The following is a 16,619-nucleotide window of genomic DNA, read 5'->3' on the forward strand; positions in this document are numbered from 1 at the left end:
GTTCATGTACACACTGGGAATCAATGCCGTCTATCACGACAGCGCCGCCGTGCTCGTGCGCGATGGCGTCGTGCTGGCCGCCGCCGAGGACGAGCGGTTCACGCACGTCAAGCACGCGAAGCGGCCCGTGCCTTTTTCGACGTGGCAACTGCCGTTCGATGCAATCGACTACTGCCTGGGCGCCGCCGGCATCGCGCTGAAGGACGTCGATCACGTCGCGTACTCTTACGATCCCGCGCTGTTCGCGGGCATGCCGAAGGAGCCGCAAGCGACGATCGCGCTTCCGTTCGATCCCGCGCAATCCATTATCGAAAACCCGTCGGAGTCGCCGTGGGACCCGCTCTTTCTGAGCTATATCGCGAACGCGAAAGGGCAACTGCTCGACGGCGCGCCGCATCATCTGTCGAAGCGATTCAAAGGCATCGATCGCAACGACTGTTTCGAGTGGCACTTCGTCGATCACCATCTCGCGCATGAAGCGAGCGCCTTTCTCGCGAGTCCCTTCGACGATACGGCCGTGCTGACGATGGATGGCCGTGGCGAAGGCGTGACGACGAGCATGGGGCAGTTCGTCGGCGGCAGGTACACGCGGCTGCGTCAGGTGGAGTTGCCGCATTCGCTGGGGCTGCTGTATGAAGCCGTGACGGCATGGCTCGGCTTTCTTCACTCATCCGACGAGTACAAGGTGATGGCGCTCGCGTCGTATGGCAAGCCCGTCTATGTCGATCAGTTCCGTGCGATCGTCAAGGTGAGACAGGACGGCACGTACACCGTCGATGCGCCGCGTCTCGTCGAACGCTTCGGCGCGCCGCGCGAACGGGGCGCCGCGCTGGAGCAGCGCCACTTCGACATCGCGCATTCGCTGCAATGCGTGCTGGAGGAAACGGTGTTGCATCTCGCGCGCTGGCTGCATCGGCGGACGGGTTTGACGCGGCTGTGCATGGCGGGCGGCGTCGCGCTCAACTGCGTGATGAACTCGAAGATTCGCGACCAGGGGCCATTCGACGAAGTGTGGGTTCAGCCCGCCGCCGGCGATGCGGGCACCGCGCTCGGCGCCGCGCTATGGACCGACTATCGCGAGCGCGGCGACAACACGCGCCACTGGATCATGGACCACGCGTACCTCGGTCCCGACTACGCAGACGATGAAATCGAGCGCTTCCTGAAGTGGTCGAAGATACCGTATCGGCGCGCGAAAGATGTCGTGAACGAAGCCGCCGACATGCTCGCCGGCAACAAGGTGATCGGCTGGTATCAGGGGCGCACGGAGTTCGGGCCGCGCGCGCTGGGCGCCCGCTCGATACTCGCGTCGCCGGTCGATGCGGGCATGCAGGCAAGGCTCAACGAGATCAAGGACCGCGAAGATTTCCGCCCCGTCGCGCCCGTCGTGATGGAAGAGCACGCGGCGCAATGGTTCGTCGGCGGGCAGCGCGCGCCCTTCATGCTGTTCGTGTTCGATGTTCGCGATGAACAGGCGTCGCGCATTCCGGCCGTGCGGCATGTCGACGGCACCGCTCGGGTGCAGACGGTGAACCGCGCGCAGCACGCGCTCTATTACGATCTGCTCGACGCGTTCCGGCAGCGCACGGGCGTGCCCGTGCTGGTCAATACGTCGTTCAATACGCGCGGCGAGCCGATGGTCAATTCGCCGCGCGATGCCGTCGAATCGTTCTGGACGTCCCCGCTCGATGCCCTCGTGATCGGGCCGTTCATCATCGAAAAGGCGGGCTCGGCGCGTTCGGAGTCGGCGACATGAATGCGCGCAGCTTCGATACTTTCGATCACGGCTCCGCGCGACATGACGCCGGGGCGGGCGCGGCGGGCGCCGACTGCGCACAGTGCGATATCTCCGTAGTCGTGCCCACTTATAGACGGCCCGCGCTGCTCATCGTCTGCCTGAACGCGCTGGCCGTGCAGGACTTCGACGTGCATCGCTATGAAATCATCGTGTGCGACGACGGCCCCGACGACGCGACGCAATTGACGGTGCAGCGTTTCGCGGATCAGGTGTCGGCGCGCGGGCTCACGGTCCGCTACGTGCCCGTGCGGGCGACGCAAGGGCCAGCGGGGGCGCGCAACGCGGGCTGGCGCGCGGCCCGCTCGCCGCTGATCGCCTTCACCGACGACGATACGATTCCCGATCCGCACTGGCTCACGGCGGGCGCCGCCGCGCTCGCGACGGGCGCCGACGCTGCCTCGGGCACGATCGCCGTGCCGCTGCCCGATACGCCCAGCGATTACGAACTCGATGCGAGCGGCCTCTCGCACGCCGAGTTCGCCACCGCCAATGCGTTCGTGCGCCGCTCGCGGCTCGCCGCAATGGGCGGCTTCGACGAGCGGTTCACATCGGCATGGCGCGAGGACTCCGATTTGCAGTTCGCGGTGATGCAGGCGGGCGGCCGCATCGTGCGCGCCTACGATGCCGTCGTCGTGCATCCCGTGCGTCCCGCGCGCTGGGGCGTGAGCCTCGCGCAGCAGAAGAAGAGCCAGTTCGAAGCGCTGCTGTTTCGCAAGCATCCCGCTTTGTACCGGCAGCGGATCGATGCGGGGCCGCCGCACCTCTATTACGCGATCGTCGCGAGCATGCTGTGCGCGTGCTTCGCGGCGCTCACGGGGCACGGACTGCTCACAGCGGCCGCGCTGACCCTATGGGCGCTGCTGACCGCGAGCTTCTGCGTCGCGCGTCTGCGCCGCACGCGACGCGATCTTCCGCATATCGCCGAAATGGCATGGACGTCGATGCTCATTCCGTTTCTTTCGATCTACTGGCGCCTGCGCGGCGCGATCCGTTACAAGGTGTTCTTCCTGTGAGTTCCTTCATCGATCGACTCGCCCCGCAACGCATCGTGATCTTTCGCGCGCTGCAACTCGGGGACATGTTGTGCAGCGTTCCCGCGTTGCGCGCGCTGCGGCGCGCGGCGCCGCGTGCGCATATCGCGCTGATCGGTTTGCCGTGGGCTCAGGTGTTCGTCGACCGATACCCTGCGCTGCTCGACGAACTGATCGTTTTTCCGGGCGCAACCGGCTTTCCCGAACGGCGCGAAGACGACAGCGCGCTGCCCGCGTTCATCGACGCGATGCGGCAGCGCACGTTCGATCTCGCGATCCAGTTGCACGGCAGCGGCGGCATTGCGAACGACATCGTGTGCCGCTTCGGCGCGCGCGCGTATGCGGGCTTCGTGCAGCCCGGCGAGATTGCGCGCCCGGGCTGCTTTATCGAATGGCCGGACATGCTGCCGGAGCCGCATCGCTATCTCGCGCTGACGAATGCAATGGGCGCGCCGTGCGAAAGCGATGCGCTCTCGTTCGATCTGACTGCGCGGGACGAAGCCGAATATGTGTCGCTCGCCGCCGCGCAAGGGATCGACGCGCATCGGCTCGTGCTGATTCACCCAGGCGCGCAATTGCCGTCGCGCCGCTGGCCCGCCGCGCGCTTCGCGCAAGTCGCCGATGCGCTCGCTGCCGACGGCTGGCAGATCGCCGTGACGGGCACGGCTGCAGAGGCGGAGTTGACGGCCACCGTGCTCGGCCTGATGGCCGCGCCCGCGCTGCATCTGGCGGGCTCGACTTCGCTCGGCTCGCTGGCGGCACTGGTCGATCGCGCGCGGCTCGTCGTCTGCAACGACACAGGCATGTCGCACATCGCGGCCGCGATGCGCACGCCGAGTGTCGTCGTCGCGTCGGGCAGCGACACGCGGCGCTGGGCGCCACTCGATCGCGAGCGGCATCGCGTGCTCGCGGACTATCCGCACTGCCGTCCGTGCGCGTTTCGCGTGTGTCCTTATGGGCACGAGTGCGCGTTGAACATCGCCGTGCCGGATGTCGTGCAGGCAGCGCGCGACATGCTCGCGCTCGACCGCGATGCGAATCCGGCCGCGCCCTGCACGTTGCACGCGGCCCATGCTTCCGATCCGTCTGCTGATGAGGAGGTGCGCCATGTTGCATAGCTGTCGCCGACTGCGGGTGCTGACCTGGCATGTGCACGGCAACTATCTGTACTACCTCACGCAGGCGCCGCACGATTTCTATCTCGTCACCAGGCCCGGCAATCCGCCGGGTTATGCGGGCGCGAACGGCACGCTGCCGTGGGGCGACAACGTGCACGAGGTGAGCATCGACGACGTGGCGTCGAAAGAATTCGACGTCGTGCTGTATCAGCATCGCCAGCATTGGGACCATGACCGCGAGCATGTGCTCTCCGATGCGCAGCGCCGCTTGCCGCGCATCTATGTCGAGCACGATCCGCCGATGGAGAACCCCTATCAGCAATGGCACTGGGTCGACGATCCCGATACGCTGCTCGTCCATGTCACGCACTTCAACCAGTTGATGTGGGATTGCGGCGTGACGCCGACGCGCGTCATCGAGCATGGCGTGGTCGTGCCCGAGGGCGTCCGGTATAGCGGCGAGCGCGAATCCGGGATCGTCGTCGTCAATCATCTTGCGCAGCGCGGACGGCGCCTCGGCTGCGATGTATTCACGCAGCTGCGCTCGCGCGTGCCGCTCGATCTCGTCGGCATGGATGCGCAAAGCTGCGGCGGCATCGGTGAAATTTCGAATCTCGAGCTTGCCGCGTTCATCGCGCGCTACCGCTTCTTTTTCAATCCGATCCGCTGGACGAGCCTCGGGCTCGCTATCGTCGAGGCGATGACGATCGGCATGCCGATCGTCGGCCTTGCGACGACGGAGTTGTCGACGGTGATCCGCAACGGCGAAAACGGCTTCATCGACACCAGCACGGACGCGCTCGCCGATGCGATGCACACGCTGATACGCGATCCGGCGCTCGCGCGCTCGCTGGGCGACAACGCGCGGCGCACCGCGCTCGAACGTTTTCATATCGACCGTTTCGTGCAGGGCTGGCACGACACGCTAACGCAGGTCACGGCCTGACACGGAGCACGACGATGAAAGAGATATCGCGCAAACGCATTCTCGTGACGGGAGGCGCCGGATTTATCGGCTCGCATCTGTGCGAGCGGCTCGTCGCGCAAGGCCACGACGTGCTGTGCGTCGACAACTTCTATACGGGCACCAAGGACAACATCGCGCATCTGCTCGACTGCGCGAACTTCGAACTGATGCGTCACGATGTGACATTTCCGCTATACGTGGAAGTCGATGAAATCTATAACCTCGCCTGCCCCGCTTCGCCGATTCACTATCAGCACGATCCCGTGCAGACGACCAAGACCAGCGTGCACGGCGCGATCAATATGCTGGGGCTCGCGAAGCGCGTGAAGGCGAAGATCTTTCAGGCGTCGACGAGCGAAGTCTATGGCGACGCGCGCGTGCATCCGCAAAAGGAGGACTACTGGGGCCACGTGAATCCCATCGGCCCGCGCTCGTGCTACGACGAAGGCAAGCGCTGCGCGGAAACGCTCTTCGTCGATTACCGGCGGCAGCATGGGCTCGATATTCGCATCGCGCGCATCTTCAACACATATGGACCGCGCATGCATCCCGCCGATGGACGCGTGGTGTCGAACTTCGTGATCCAGGCACTGAGCGGCGAACCGCTGACCGTCTATGGCGACGGCTCGCAGACACGCTCGTTCTGTTTCGTCGACGATATGATCGATGCGTTCATCCGGCTGATGAACCTTGACGAAGATCCCAACGGACCCGTCAATCTGGGGAATCCGCACGAAGTGTCGATGCTCGCGATCGCGCAACGGATCGTCGAGATGACGGGTTCGTCGTCGGTCATCGAGTTTCGCCCGCTGCCTGTAGACGATCCGTGGCATCGGCAGCCGGATATCGGCCGTGCAAGACAGTTGCTGGCGTGGGAGCCGCACACGTCGCTGAACGAAGGGCTCGACGCGACGATCCGCTATTTTTCGGCGCTGCTACGCGCGACGCCGCGCACGCGTCACGTTGCGCGCGATGCTGGCGCGACGGCGTCGATGATGCAGCCGTAGCATTCGCGCATTCAATGCCCGTCGGCGGATAGGCTGCTCCATTCTCTTTGCAGCGTGGCGGCGAGAATCATGTCGAGCGCGTTCAACGGCTTCGCGCCTGCGCGAACGAGCGGCCGGAATACGGGATCGCCGCGCCGCACGGGCGCGCCCGTCAGCCCGCAGACGCCGGACGTGCGCGCAAAGCCTGCCCGCCACATCTGATCCCGATACCGGCCGAACGTCGAGTCGCTCCACGAAACGAGTATTGTCGACGTCGTCTGCCGCTCGATGCGATCGATCGACGCTGCGTTCGCAACGGGGGCCCGCGCCGGACGACAGAGTTCGCGAGACTCTCGCATATCGGGAGCCTGCCCGCGCAACCAGCCAACGATCTGAGACCACGGATCACAACCGTTCATGTTCGACCTCCTTCGCTGCTGCGCACGCGCGGCGTTACGCTTCGTCAGCGCCATCCGCCCGCGCGAGCACGACGACGTTTTCGATGCCTTGCCGCGCCATCTTCGTGTACGGGCAAAGGCGTTCCGTGTCGCGCACCAGTTGCTCCGCCAGCGCGCGCTCGACACCCGGCAAGCGGATGCGCGTATTGGCGGCCAGCAGGAACAGGCCATCGACGGGGTCACGGCCGAATTCGACTGTGACCTCCACCGATGCATCAGCAGCCGGAACGCCTGCCCGCGTTGCAAGCAGGCTCAACGCGCCGTGAAAACAGGCCGCGTATGCAGCCGCGAACAACTGCTCGGGGTTCGCGCCGCCGCCGGGTCCGCCGAGCGCTTCGGGCAAGCGCAACTCGATCGCGAGATTGCCGTCGTCGGAACGCACGATGCCCGACGCGCGTCCATGACCCGCATCGCCGCCCGTCACGCAGACCTTCGCCGAGTACAGCGTTCGAGCGTCTTTACCGCTGTACTTGTCGAGCATCGTCAATGGCGGTGGACGTAATGCGGTCACGGCGCGCGTCATCCGTTCAAGCTGTGACTGCCGCTTGGCGCGATGGCCTTGCTGCCGATCAGTTCCATGCTGCCGGTCACTACGATCTTCATTCACTTTCCTTGTGAGCTTGTGCGCGGCCACGACGCCGCTACTGCGCGCGAATCGCCAATTGCGAATTGCGCGCTCCGTATGTGCTCCGTATGTGAAGCATCGTAGGCTCGCGCGCCGCCCGGCAGAAGAGCTGCGGAAGGCCCCATCGTGTTGCGTCACGGGCACCAATCGCAACGAACCGCTATGTCGAGGAAGGTCGATGCCGGGCGCGTCGTCAATCGACGACGGATTCGACTTCGGGCATCTCGTGCGTCGTGATCAGATACTGGAGATCGAGTGCTCTCGTGTGCTCGGTCATGTAGTCGACGAACACGCGGATTCTCGCGGGAAGATGCTTGCGGCTCAGATAGCAGATGTAGTGGCCGCCGTCGTCGGGCGCGTATTGCGGCAGACAGCTGAGCAGCCGGCCCTGCTTGAGCAGGTCGCACACCTGATACGCCGGCAGTTGCGCGATGCCCTCGCCGTCGAGCACGGCCTGCAAGATCAGTTCGGCGTCGTTGAACGTGTGCTGCGCGGCCGGCTGGCGGCGCAGCGGCAAGCCATCGACCTTGAATTCCCATTCCCTGATGCGGCCCGACGTCATGCGGAAGTTGATGCAGTCGTGAGCGGCCAGCTCGCCGACATCGCGCGGCAGGCCGTAGACCTGCGCATACGCGGGCGATGCGCAGACGATCATCTGCATCGGTATCAGCTGGCGCGCGACGATCTCGCTGTCCTCCATGCGTCCGTCGCGAAACGCCACGTCGATGCGGTCGGCCGTGAAGTCGGTGGGACGGTCGTTCAGCAGCAGTTCAAGCGCGATGTCGGGATAGCGCGCGCGAAAGCCGCGCAACAACGGCGCGACGATCTTGCGGCCGAAGCCCGGTGTCGAGCCGACGCGCAGACGGCCGCGCGGCGGCCCGTTGCGCAGCTCGCGCATGTCTTCCAGCGCCTGCGCGATGCGCTCGACGCCCGGCTGGCACTTCTCATAGAACAGTTCGCCCTCGCGCGTCAGCGACGTGCTGCGCGTCGTGCGAAAAAAGAGCCGCGCATCGAGCTGGGCCTCGAGCTTCTGCACATTGCGGCTGACAGAAGAGCGGCCGATGCCCAGGCGATCGCCCGCGCGAGCAAAGCTGCCTTCATTGGCGACGGCCAGAAAAGAGACGACGCCGGCGTAACTGGTCGCGAAGCTGCTGGCGATCGGATCGTCGGCGCTTAAGGCCGAACTGCGTGGTGAGTAGTCTGACATGGCGCGCATAGTCGGTGGGTCGATATCCGACTAGACGTATGAGCGCCCCCGCTTGTGACATCGCTCGCGACTTTTCACGCAGATTTTTTCATCGGCCCGGCTCGCCACCGCCCGCCGCGCTCACTTCTCCGGCACGAGAATGGGCGCGCCCTTGTTCTTCAGGAACACCACGAGGAATTTGGCCGGCTGTGTCTGGCTCGCGTTGCGCCCGACCGTGTGCACATCGTTCGGCCCTTCATAGAAGCTCTGCCCGGGCTTGAGCGTGACTTCCTTTCCGCCCTTCACCTGCATCACGATCGACCCTTCCAGCACGTAGATGAACCCGTGCGCGTAATGGCGATGAACGGGATCGACGGACCCGGGCGGATATTCGACCGTGATCATCAGCGCTTCCTTGCCGGGATAGTCATCGAGCGGCTGTGTCATCACAGGCGTAACGATGGCCTCCGGCGCCGCGGCGCGGGCCGCCTGTCCCATCAATGCGCCCGTGACGACGAGCAAGGACATGATGGATCTCTTCGAGCGAAACATGGTGTGCTCCTCAAAGACGCGGCCCACGCGCGCGGGCCGGGATAGCGAACAGACAGCGCGCCTCAGGCGAGGTTGGCCTTGTCGAGGCCGTATGCCTTGTCCTGCGAACCGGGCACTGTCCTGAACGCGATGTTGGCACGATTCCATCCGTTGATGGCCATCACTTCGTACGTCAGGTCCGACAATTCCTTTTCGGAGAACTGGCCGCGCACGCGCTCGTAGATATCGTCATCGACGCCGTGCTCAGACAGCTTCGTCAGCACTTCCACCCATGCGAGCGCGGCACGTTCGCGCGAGGAGAAGAGCGTCGACTCGCGCCACGTCGGAAGATGATGGATGCGCAGTTCGCGCTCGCCGTGCATGCGCGCTTCCTTCACGTGCATGTCGAGGCAGAACGCACATCCGTTGATCTGCGACGCGCGGATCGAGATCAGGTCGCGGATCGTCTCTTCGATCGCGCTGTCCTTCAACAGCGTCGTGAATTCGAGGTACTTCTTGAACAGTTCCGGCGATTGCTGAACGTAGTTAATGCGCTGGGTCATGATGTCTCCTGGCGACGATGAGAGAAACACCCGCACTTCCAGGGTGCCATGAACGGCGATGAGCCGCATGAAGTGATGGTAGGTGTGCGGGGTGAGCGGCGGTAGACATGGGATCGGGCTCACGCTGTTGCCCGTGAAGCACCAATCGGCGCATCGGTCATCTGGTACTCGCCGCGCGTGCGCGCAGGATGGACGCTCAGGGATTGCCGTGCGCGGCGACGATGCGCGCCAGCTTGTCGGGATTGCGCTGGACGTGGATGCCGACGATGCGTTGGCCGTCCGTCTCGAACGTCTGCGCCGATTCGAGCTGGCCTTCGAAATAGCGCAGCAGCGCCCATTCGCCGTTCAGCATCACGAGCTTCACGCGAAGCTCGCTCTTGTAACGCAGCGACGACGCGTAGAAAAGCTGCGCGATGCGCCGGCCGCCGAGCATCGGACGCGGGAAGCTGGGCACCTTGCCGCCGCCGTCGCCGATCAGCGTCGCGTCTTCGGCGAGCAGCGCGTTGATCGACGCGAAGTCGCCGCCTTCGCACGCCTGCGCGAATGTCTTCAGCAGCCGGCGATGCGTCTCGCGCGGCACCGCATGACGCGGGCGCGCCTCGCGCAGTTGCGCCTTGGCGCGGCTCACCAGTTGACGGCACGCCGCTTCCGTCTTGCCGATGATATCGGCGATGTCGGCATAGTCCGCGTCGAAGACCTCGCGCAGCAGAAACGCCGCGCGTGCCTCCGGCGTCAGCCGTTCGAGCAGCATCAGGAAGGCCACGGAGACATCGTCGGCGCGCTCGGTCACTTCCTCGGGTGTCGCCGGCGGCTCTGTCAGCAGCGGCTCGGGCAGCCAGATGCCCGCGTAGTGTTCGCGCTGGATTTTCGCCGCGCGCAGACGGTCGATCGACATTCTCGTCGTGACCGCGACGAGCCAGGCTTCCGCATTGTCGATGCCCTCGCGGGCCGCCGAATGCCAGCGCAGCCATACGTCCTGCACGATATCCTCGGCTTCGGCCACGGACCCGAGCATTCGATACGCAATCTTCTGCAAACGCGGGCGAAGCTGATTAAACGCATACGCGTCGTCGTCCATCACGGTTTCCTCTTTTGCACGGAAAAGCCCAAACGCCGCACGAACGTCGTGCCAGCAGTCAGATATTGCCATGGTAACTATTACGACCTGAGCGGCGCGAATCAGGCGGGCGCGTGGACAACGCGGCAAGACCGCGCCATATCGTGCCGCGCCGCGATGGACATGGTTTTCGGAGTGCGGCGGGATATCGCGGGCAGCGTCGGCCGCCGCCCTGAAAAACGACAGGGCGCGTGTCACTTCACGCGCCCTGCCCGGTGCTGCTTTATCTTCTGATCAACCGTTGACGGCTTCGCACTCGCGAGTGGCCGGCCTGGTCTTGCGGCGCAGTTCCTCCGTGGTTTCGCCGCCGCCGTCGGGCAGCCAGCCGGGCGGCTGGATCACGTGGTTGATCGCGATCCACACGCTCTTCGCCTTCACGACGTCCCGAACCAGCGTCGCCCAGTGCTCGAACTCGACGACGAACGGATTGCGCGACGTGGTCGGCGTGACGAGACCGTAGACGCAGGGCTCGTCGGCGCGTTCTTCGACGTAGGTGCCGAACAGCCGGTCGAAGACGATCAGCACGCCGCCGTAGTTCGCATCCAGATAGTCGACGTTCGACGCATGGTGGACTCGATGCGAGGACGGCGTATTGAACACGTACTCGAGCCAGCCGAGCTTCGGAATCCACGTCGTATGCAGCCAGAACTGATACAGCAGGTTGATCGAGAGCGTCATCAGCACGACTTCGGGACGCACGCCGAGCCAGACCAGCGGCACGAAGAACACGGCCGCACCCGACACCTTGCCCGTGATGCCGAGACGGTACGCGGTGGACAGCGTCAGCTGGTTCGGCGAGTGGTGCACGGCGTGCGTGGCCCAGAAGTAGCGCACGCGATGCGACGCGCGGTGATACCAGTAGTAGCAGAATTCCTGGCCGACGAAGAGCGCCAGCACCATCAGCGCGCTATTGAGTTCCACCGTGAAGAGGCGGTGGTCCCAGGCGAAGGCGAAAACAGGTGCCGCGAGCGAGAGCGGCAGCAGCGCAAGCAGCTTGCGCGCGACCAGATCGACGATCGACAGCCAGACTTCGTACCATGCAAACGGCGTGGCCGTATTGCGGTTCTTGCGGGTGAGCCACACAGCTTCGATCATCGATACGACGATGACGAAAGCCGTGACGTACAACGTGAATTTCCCAAGATTTTCCATGACGATGCCATAACGGTTGTGGCGGGAGGTATCGTCTGCGGTGAAGTGGTAGGTCAGTGCATCGCATCCGATATGCGCACTGTAGTGATGGGCGCCGTTACAGGCTATGCGGAAGTTATTTCACCGTGTGTCATCGGGCGGAGAGCCTTGCTGGGCGGGCGTTTCGGGCGCTTTCGACACGCGATGGAATGCGCTGGAATTGCGCGAATGTGGGGGCGTCGGATGGCGGGCATCGCTCTGAGCCCGGTCGGCGGAAATTCGCGCGTGGGAGTGCGCTTGTGCTTCATGGACAGGCCGGTTGCATCGCCGGCGCATTTGGGCCTCGGATGCAACCGCCGTCGTTCGTCAGATCATTGGGATGTTCGCGGCCAACGTCGGGAGCGCCCGCCAGTCAAGCAGCGGACGCCTCGACGATGCACACCCGCGCGATCACGACATGGGCACGCTTTTCGGAAAGTCCCATTTGCCGTCGAGAACTTCAGGGCGCGGACGATAGAGACGTACCGTGTAGTTCCAGCCGGGCTCGATCGGCAGGCAGTTGTCGCGCTTGCCGTCGCATCCGCCGAACTGCACGTCCACCGCGCCGTCGGCGCCTCTCTTCGCGCCAACGCTGTTGATCGTGTAGGCGTTCAGCGGATTCGGGTCGATATAGCCCGACGCGTTATAGACCGTGACCGACCAGAAGCCATCGACGGGAACATCGCGTACATGAAGCTTGTACGACGTCTTGCCATCGTTCCTGGGCGGCGTGACGGTCAGATAGACGGCATCCTTGTCGGGATTGCCGCCCCAGAGCACGGCCGCCCCGATGAGATGGCGTATCGGCGAAACCTCGCCCTTCCGGCCGAAGGCCTGCCGCGTGTCCGGCACGGTCGAACCCAGGACTCTGAGCGCGTCACGCACCTTCTTGTGGCTTGCGGGGTCCCAGTTGGGCACTTCGAACTGGCCCGCGCCGCGCTGCTCGACCTTGATTCCGTCCTGCAGCGCATGAGCCTGCTTGAGATCCTCGGCGTTTGCCGGATCGACCAGCGTTCGGACTGCCACCAGCACGTAGCGCGTACCGATCTTGTCCTTCGTGAGCGTGTACTTGCCCTTGTCGTAGACCACCTCCTGCGCGTAGTGATCCTGGTTGATGACGATCATCGAGCGGAAACGCTTGCCCGCATCGGGAAGGTCGATCGTGACGGGGCCTGCGTCGAGATCGAATACCGCCGTCGAATACAGCGTGTCGCGATTGACGCGCACGACGATCTGCCGGCTCAACGGCGCAAGTTCGCGAAGATGTCCGAAACGCCCAAGGCCGTTCATTTTGACGACTGCGGCAAACTCCATGTCCGACTCGGCACGGACAAAGTTGTCTACCGTCACGGGGACTGTCGGCGTTGACGAACCGGCCGTCTGCGCCGATGCCTGCAAGGCACCGCAGATCAGAGTCAGTCCGAGAAGAAAACGCTTTACCGGGAACATCGGAACTCCTGGAAAGTAGACGGAACGAGAGAGATGGGTGGCACGCCCGCTCACACTGCGGGAGCGATGAACGCAGACACGTCAGGGAGGTTAGTACGGGCGGCGCGGGCGGACCCCTGCCGTTTCGAGGGGTGACAAACCACGCAGACGCGAGAGACGGGCTTGCGATGACGTGGCCCGCCGATCAGGACGGCAACGCGCAATGGCAGGCGATCCGCTGCGCGAGGCAGCTATCGATACCAGTCGATTCGCGACATCAATCCGCAATCCCCCCTCGTCGCGGGCGAAAAAAATCGCCTCACGAAAGGAGGCGATCAGAAAAAGCGTCCGGTTTTGCAGCCTATCGGCTCACCACGCCGGGATGCGCGTCCGTCGCGTGTTGTCGGTGCCGTTTGTTCTTCCAGGCGCCGCGCATCGCGAATGCGATCTGCGCGACGATCAGCAGTGTGCAAACGCCGATGAATCCCGCGCTGATCGGATGCTGCACGAAAACCAGCATGTTGCCGTGCGAAAGCAGCAGCGAGCGACGAAAGTTCTCTTCGAGCATCGGGCCGAGCACGAAGCCCAGCAGAATGGGCGCGATCGGAAAGTCGAGCGCAAGCAGGATGGCGCCCACGACGCCGAATACCAGCACCTCGCCCACTTCGAACAGGCTGTTGTTCGTGCTGTACACGCCGACGGCAATGAAGAAGAGCGCCGACGGATACAGATACCGATACGGCACGCGAAGGAACCTGACCCACAGGCCGATCAACGGCACGTTCAGGATCATCAGCAGCACATTGCCGACCCAGAAGCTCGCGACGAGTCCCCAGAACAGATCGGCATGCTCGGCGATCAGCATCGGGCCCGGCTGAATGCCCTGGATCAGCAGCGCGCCGAGGATCAGCGCCATCACGGGATCGCCGGGAATGCCGAGGCTCATGGTCGGAATGAAGTCGACCTGGGTCTTCGAGTGCGACGCCGCTTCGGGCGACGCGACGCCTTCCAGCGCGCCGTGCCCGAAGCGCGACGGCGTCTTCGACACTTTCTTCTCGACCGCGTAGGCGATGAACGTCGTGATCGTCGGCCCCGTGCCCGGCATCGCGCCGAACAACGTGCCGACCAGCGTGCCGCGCAACATCGGACTGAACGCCTTCTTCAACTCGGCCTTGCTCGGACGCATGTCGCGCAGCCTGACCTTCAGGCCGCTGCCCGCCACCTCGATCCGGTTCACGTTGCGCAGGAATTCCGCGACCCCGAAGAGGCCGAGCGCCAGCGCAACCAGCTGGATGCCGTCCGCGAGCGGCGGCAAGCCGAAGGTAAAGCGCATCGTGCCGCTGTTGACGTCGGTGCCGACCACGCCGAGCAGCAGGCCGAAGACGGTCATCGGCACGCCTTTGAGCGGCGAGCCGCGCGACATCGTGCCTCCCGCGAGCAGGCCCAGCAGCATGATCGAGAACAGTTCGGCGGGGCCCAGCTTGAACGCCACCTGCACGAGCAGCGGCGACGCGAAAATCATCACGACGATGCCGAACGACGCCGCGAAAAACGACGAGATCATCGCCACGCCGAGCGCCGTTCCGCCCTTGCCCTGCTGGGTCAGCGGGTAGCCGTCGAGGCAGGTCACGGCGTGAGGCGGATGACACGGCAGATTCAGCAGAATCGCGCCGATCGCGCCGCCGTACTGCGAGCCGTAGAAGATGCCCGCGAGCATCAGGACCGCCGAGACGGGGTGCATCGTATAGGTCAACGGCAGCAGGATCGAGATGGCCGAGAGCGGCCCCATCCCCGGCAACACGCCGATGAGATTGCCCATCAGAACGCCGAAGAACGACCACATCAGGTTGTGGACTTCGAGCGCGACGCCGAAGCCCTGCCACAAATCCGCAAGCGACTGGCCGATCATAGGTTCCCCCACGCGAACAGCGGAAACTGCAGTTGCAGCCCCAGGCGGAAAACGAGCACGGACACCACCGACATGCACACCGCCAGCAAGAGCGCGCCCTTGAACGAGTTATCGCGATCGCCGATCGCCGAAATGAACACGACCGCGAACGTGGCGGGCACCAGTCCGCCGAATCTCCCGAGGATCACGAACGCCGCGATCGCCGCGAGAATATGAAGCCAGGCCACCCACTGACGAGGCAGCTTCTTTTCCTCTCCCGGCACCGGCGCCGACAGGCCCGATGCAACCAGAAGCGCCACGCCGCACAATGCCAAGATGACACCCAGCGCCATCGGAAAGAAGCCGGGGCCCATTTCGACGAGCGATCCCGTTCGATAGCTCCAGCCCTGCAACGCGGCGCCGAGGCCGATGAGAAGCAGCAGCATGCCGCCGAGATAATCGCGGCGGTTCTTGTTGAACAGATTCAGCATCGAATGTCTCCTCGAATGCAGTCTTCCGGTTAGATGCGCTCACGCGGGCGGCCGTGGTTTTTTATCGTTATGCCCTCGTGTCCCGCCTTTGCAGCGCATCTTTGCAGCGCATCTTTGCAGCGCATCTTTGCAGCACATCTTTGCAGCACATCTTTGCATCGCACCTTCGCATCACACCGTCACCACGCCTTTGCATCCGTCACGCCGCTGCTTCGTTTCGATGCGTTGCACCGTCGAATGCGGGCGCAACGCATCGCAGCGATCCGTCTCACTGCGCCCGGATGTTGTTCTCCTTCGCGAGCGAGTCCCAACGCTTGAACTCGGCGTCGAGGAACTTCTTGAAATCGGCTTGCGAATCGCCCACCACATCGACGCCCGCCGTTTCGAGCGCATGCTTGACCTTCGCGTCCTGCACGACTTCCTGGAAGTTCTTCGACAGCTGATCGACCACGGCAGGCGGCGTGCCCTTCGGCACATAGGCGCCCGCCCATTCGAGCACGACAAAGCCGGGGAACCCCGATTCTTCGAGCGTCGGCACATCGGGCAGACGTGGATTGCGCTGCGCCGACGTCACGGCCAGCGCGCGCAGCTTGCCGCTCCTGATGTACTCCATCGCCGAGCCGAGGTTGGCGAAGTACGACGTGATCTGTCCGCCGATCAGATCGACGTAGACGGCCGCGCCCGCCTTGTACGGCACGTGCAGGATGTCGACGTGCGCGCGGTCGCGAAACAGCTCGCCCGTCATGTGCTGGCCGGTGCCGATGCCCGCCGAGCCGAACGTGATCTTGCCCGGACGGTCCTTCGCCGCCTTGATGTAGTCCTGCAGCGTCTTGATGGGAGAGTTGGCCGCCACGACGAGCACGTTCGGCTGGCTCACGGACAGCGACAGCGGAATGAAGTCGTTGACGGGATCGTAGGAAAGCTTGCGAATCGCGGGATTGACCGTGAACGAAGCCGAGTCGTACAGGATGCTGTAGCCGTCGGCGGGCGACTTCGCGGCGATGTTGTCACCGATCAGGCCCGCCGCGCCCGGATGGTTTTCCACGACGACGGCCTGCCCGAGTTTCTTGCTGAGACCGTCCGCGATGATGCGGCCCGTGATGTCGGTCCCGCCGCCCGGCGCGTTCGAAATGATGAGCTTGATAGGGTGATCCGGATACTCCCCGGCACTGGCGTACGCAGACGCCGCGCAAACCGCAATCACGACTGCGGCCTTCAGGAACTTGAGCATGCTTGTCTCCTTTCAACCTAGCGTTGGTCGC

16 protein-coding genes are annotated in these 16,619 nt (G+C 64.2%); 5 read left to right on the top strand and 11 right to left on the bottom strand.

Annotation, left to right across the window (positions count from 1 at the left end; genetic code table 11):
* Nucleotides 1-4: 4 nt before the first annotated feature.
* Genes VSR68_RS05525 through VSR68_RS05545 form a run of 5 tightly spaced genes read left to right on the top strand, consistent with a single transcriptional unit; the run spans nucleotide 5 to nucleotide 5,921 of the window.
* Entirely contained in the window at nucleotides 5-1,756 is a 1,752-nt protein-coding gene (locus VSR68_RS05525; RefSeq protein ID WP_342938821.1) for a carbamoyltransferase family protein, read from the top strand.
* A complete protein-coding gene (locus VSR68_RS05530; protein ID WP_342938822.1) occupies nucleotides 1,753-2,811 on the top strand; it encodes a glycosyltransferase family 2 protein in 1,059 nt (352 codons plus the stop codon). Before VSR68_RS05525 ends, VSR68_RS05530 begins: the two co-directional genes overlap by 4 nt.
* On the top strand, nucleotides 2,808-3,947 hold the full coding sequence (locus tag VSR68_RS05535) for a glycosyltransferase family 9 protein (protein ID WP_428983459.1): 1,140 nt from the start codon (nucleotides 2,808-2,810) through the stop codon (nucleotides 3,945-3,947). Before VSR68_RS05530 ends, VSR68_RS05535 begins: the two co-directional genes overlap by 4 nt.
* Nucleotides 3,937-4,893 carry a glycosyltransferase family 4 protein gene (locus tag VSR68_RS05540; RefSeq protein WP_342938823.1) on the top strand — a complete coding sequence of 319 codons (957 nt, stop codon included), beginning with the start codon at nucleotides 3,937-3,939 and terminating at the stop codon, nucleotides 4,891-4,893. Before VSR68_RS05535 ends, VSR68_RS05540 begins: the two co-directional genes overlap by 11 nt.
* A gap of 14 nt (nucleotides 4,894-4,907) precedes the next feature.
* The gene (locus tag VSR68_RS05545) at nucleotides 4,908-5,921 is read left to right on the top strand and encodes a UDP-glucuronic acid decarboxylase family protein (protein WP_342938824.1); all 1,014 of its coding nucleotides are present in this window, start codon (nucleotides 4,908-4,910) and stop codon (nucleotides 5,919-5,921) included.
* Nucleotides 5,922-5,932: 11 nt separating this feature from the next.
* On the opposite strand, the gene VSR68_RS05550 is transcribed toward VSR68_RS05545, so the two are convergent.
* From VSR68_RS05550 to VSR68_RS05600, 11 genes are all read right to left on the bottom strand, one after another.
* On the bottom strand, nucleotides 5,933-6,319 hold the full coding sequence (locus VSR68_RS05550) for a DUF3331 domain-containing protein (protein ID WP_342938825.1): 387 nt from the start codon (nucleotides 6,317-6,319) through the stop codon (nucleotides 5,933-5,935).
* 34 nt (nucleotides 6,320-6,353) lie between these two features.
* On the bottom strand, nucleotides 6,354-6,869 hold the full coding sequence (locus VSR68_RS05555; protein WP_342938826.1) for an Ohr family peroxiredoxin: 516 nt from the start codon (nucleotides 6,867-6,869) through the stop codon (nucleotides 6,354-6,356).
* A gap of 307 nt (nucleotides 6,870-7,176) precedes the next feature.
* A complete protein-coding gene (locus VSR68_RS05560) occupies nucleotides 7,177-8,190 on the bottom strand; it encodes a LysR family transcriptional regulator (protein WP_342938827.1) in 1,014 nt (337 codons plus the stop codon).
* A gap of 120 nt (nucleotides 8,191-8,310) precedes the next feature.
* Nucleotides 8,311-8,721, bottom strand: coding sequence for a cupin domain-containing protein (locus VSR68_RS05565; RefSeq protein ID WP_342938828.1), 411 nt, complete (start codon nucleotides 8,719-8,721; stop codon nucleotides 8,311-8,313).
* A 62-nt stretch (nucleotides 8,722-8,783) separates the two neighbouring features.
* Nucleotides 8,784-9,263, bottom strand: coding sequence for a carboxymuconolactone decarboxylase family protein (locus tag VSR68_RS05570; protein ID WP_342938829.1), 480 nt, complete (start codon nucleotides 9,261-9,263; stop codon nucleotides 8,784-8,786).
* Nucleotides 9,264-9,459: 196 nt separating this feature from the next.
* Nucleotides 9,460-10,341 carry an RNA polymerase sigma-70 factor gene (locus VSR68_RS05575; protein WP_342938830.1) on the bottom strand — a complete coding sequence of 294 codons (882 nt, stop codon included), beginning with the start codon at nucleotides 10,339-10,341 and terminating at the stop codon, nucleotides 9,460-9,462.
* A 273-nt stretch (nucleotides 10,342-10,614) separates the two neighbouring features.
* Nucleotides 10,615-11,532: a sterol desaturase family protein gene (locus tag VSR68_RS05580; protein WP_342938831.1), complete on the bottom strand. Its 918-nt coding sequence runs from the start codon at nucleotides 11,530-11,532 to the stop codon at nucleotides 10,615-10,617.
* A 429-nt stretch (nucleotides 11,533-11,961) separates the two neighbouring features.
* On the bottom strand, nucleotides 11,962-12,999 hold the full coding sequence (locus VSR68_RS05585; RefSeq protein ID WP_342938832.1) for a DUF1254 domain-containing protein: 1,038 nt from the start codon (nucleotides 12,997-12,999) through the stop codon (nucleotides 11,962-11,964).
* A 340-nt stretch (nucleotides 13,000-13,339) separates the two neighbouring features.
* Entirely contained in the window at nucleotides 13,340-14,887 is a 1,548-nt protein-coding gene (locus tag VSR68_RS05590) for a tripartite tricarboxylate transporter permease (protein ID WP_342938833.1), read from the bottom strand.
* A complete protein-coding gene (locus tag VSR68_RS05595; RefSeq protein ID WP_342938834.1) occupies nucleotides 14,884-15,357 on the bottom strand; it encodes a tripartite tricarboxylate transporter TctB family protein in 474 nt (157 codons plus the stop codon). The genes VSR68_RS05590 and VSR68_RS05595 overlap by 4 nt, the downstream gene beginning before the upstream one ends.
* A 268-nt stretch (nucleotides 15,358-15,625) precedes the next feature.
* Complete coding sequence (locus VSR68_RS05600) at nucleotides 15,626-16,588, bottom strand: tripartite tricarboxylate transporter substrate binding protein (RefSeq protein WP_342938835.1); 963 nt, start codon at nucleotides 16,586-16,588, stop codon at nucleotides 15,626-15,628.
* Between the last annotated feature and the right edge of the window lie 31 nt (nucleotides 16,589-16,619).

Source organism: Paraburkholderia phymatum (assembly GCF_038900715.1).
GTDB lineage: Bacteria > Pseudomonadota > Gammaproteobacteria > Burkholderiales > Burkholderiaceae > Paraburkholderia > Paraburkholderia phymatum_A.

Excerpts from the sequence above, each read along its gene's own strand:
- VSR68_RS05570 (WP_342938829.1), bottom strand. The coding sequence starts at position 9,263 with ATGACCCAGCGCATTAACTACGTTCAGCAATCGCCGGAACTGTTCAAG.
- VSR68_RS05565 (WP_342938828.1), bottom strand. The coding sequence starts at position 8,721 with ATGTTTCGCTCGAAGAGATCCATCATGTCCTTGCTCGTCGTCACGGGC.
- VSR68_RS05525 (WP_342938821.1), top strand. The coding sequence starts at position 5 with ATGTACACACTGGGAATCAATGCCGTCTATCACGACAGCGCCGCCGTG.
- VSR68_RS05580 (WP_342938831.1), bottom strand. The coding sequence starts at position 11,532 with ATGGAAAATCTTGGGAAATTCACGTTGTACGTCACGGCTTTCGTCATC.
- VSR68_RS05550 (WP_342938825.1), bottom strand. The coding sequence starts at position 6,319 with ATGAACGGTTGTGATCCGTGGTCTCAGATCGTTGGCTGGTTGCGCGGG.
- VSR68_RS05575 (WP_342938830.1), bottom strand. The coding sequence starts at position 10,341 with ATGGACGACGACGCGTATGCGTTTAATCAGCTTCGCCCGCGTTTGCAG.
- VSR68_RS05595 (WP_342938834.1), bottom strand. The coding sequence starts at position 15,357 with ATGCTGAATCTGTTCAACAAGAACCGCCGCGATTATCTCGGCGGCATG.
- VSR68_RS05585 (WP_342938832.1), bottom strand. The coding sequence starts at position 12,999 with ATGTTCCCGGTAAAGCGTTTTCTTCTCGGACTGACTCTGATCTGCGGT.
- VSR68_RS05600 (WP_342938835.1), bottom strand. The coding sequence starts at position 16,588 with ATGCTCAAGTTCCTGAAGGCCGCAGTCGTGATTGCGGTTTGCGCGGCG.
- VSR68_RS05560 (WP_342938827.1), bottom strand. The coding sequence starts at position 8,190 with ATGTCAGACTACTCACCACGCAGTTCGGCCTTAAGCGCCGACGATCCG.
- VSR68_RS05545 (WP_342938824.1), top strand. The coding sequence starts at position 4,908 with ATGAAAGAGATATCGCGCAAACGCATTCTCGTGACGGGAGGCGCCGGA.
- VSR68_RS05540 (WP_342938823.1), top strand. The coding sequence starts at position 3,937 with ATGTTGCATAGCTGTCGCCGACTGCGGGTGCTGACCTGGCATGTGCAC.
- VSR68_RS05590 (WP_342938833.1), bottom strand. The coding sequence starts at position 14,887 with ATGATCGGCCAGTCGCTTGCGGATTTGTGGCAGGGCTTCGGCGTCGCG.
- VSR68_RS05530 (WP_342938822.1), top strand. The coding sequence starts at position 1,753 with ATGAATGCGCGCAGCTTCGATACTTTCGATCACGGCTCCGCGCGACAT.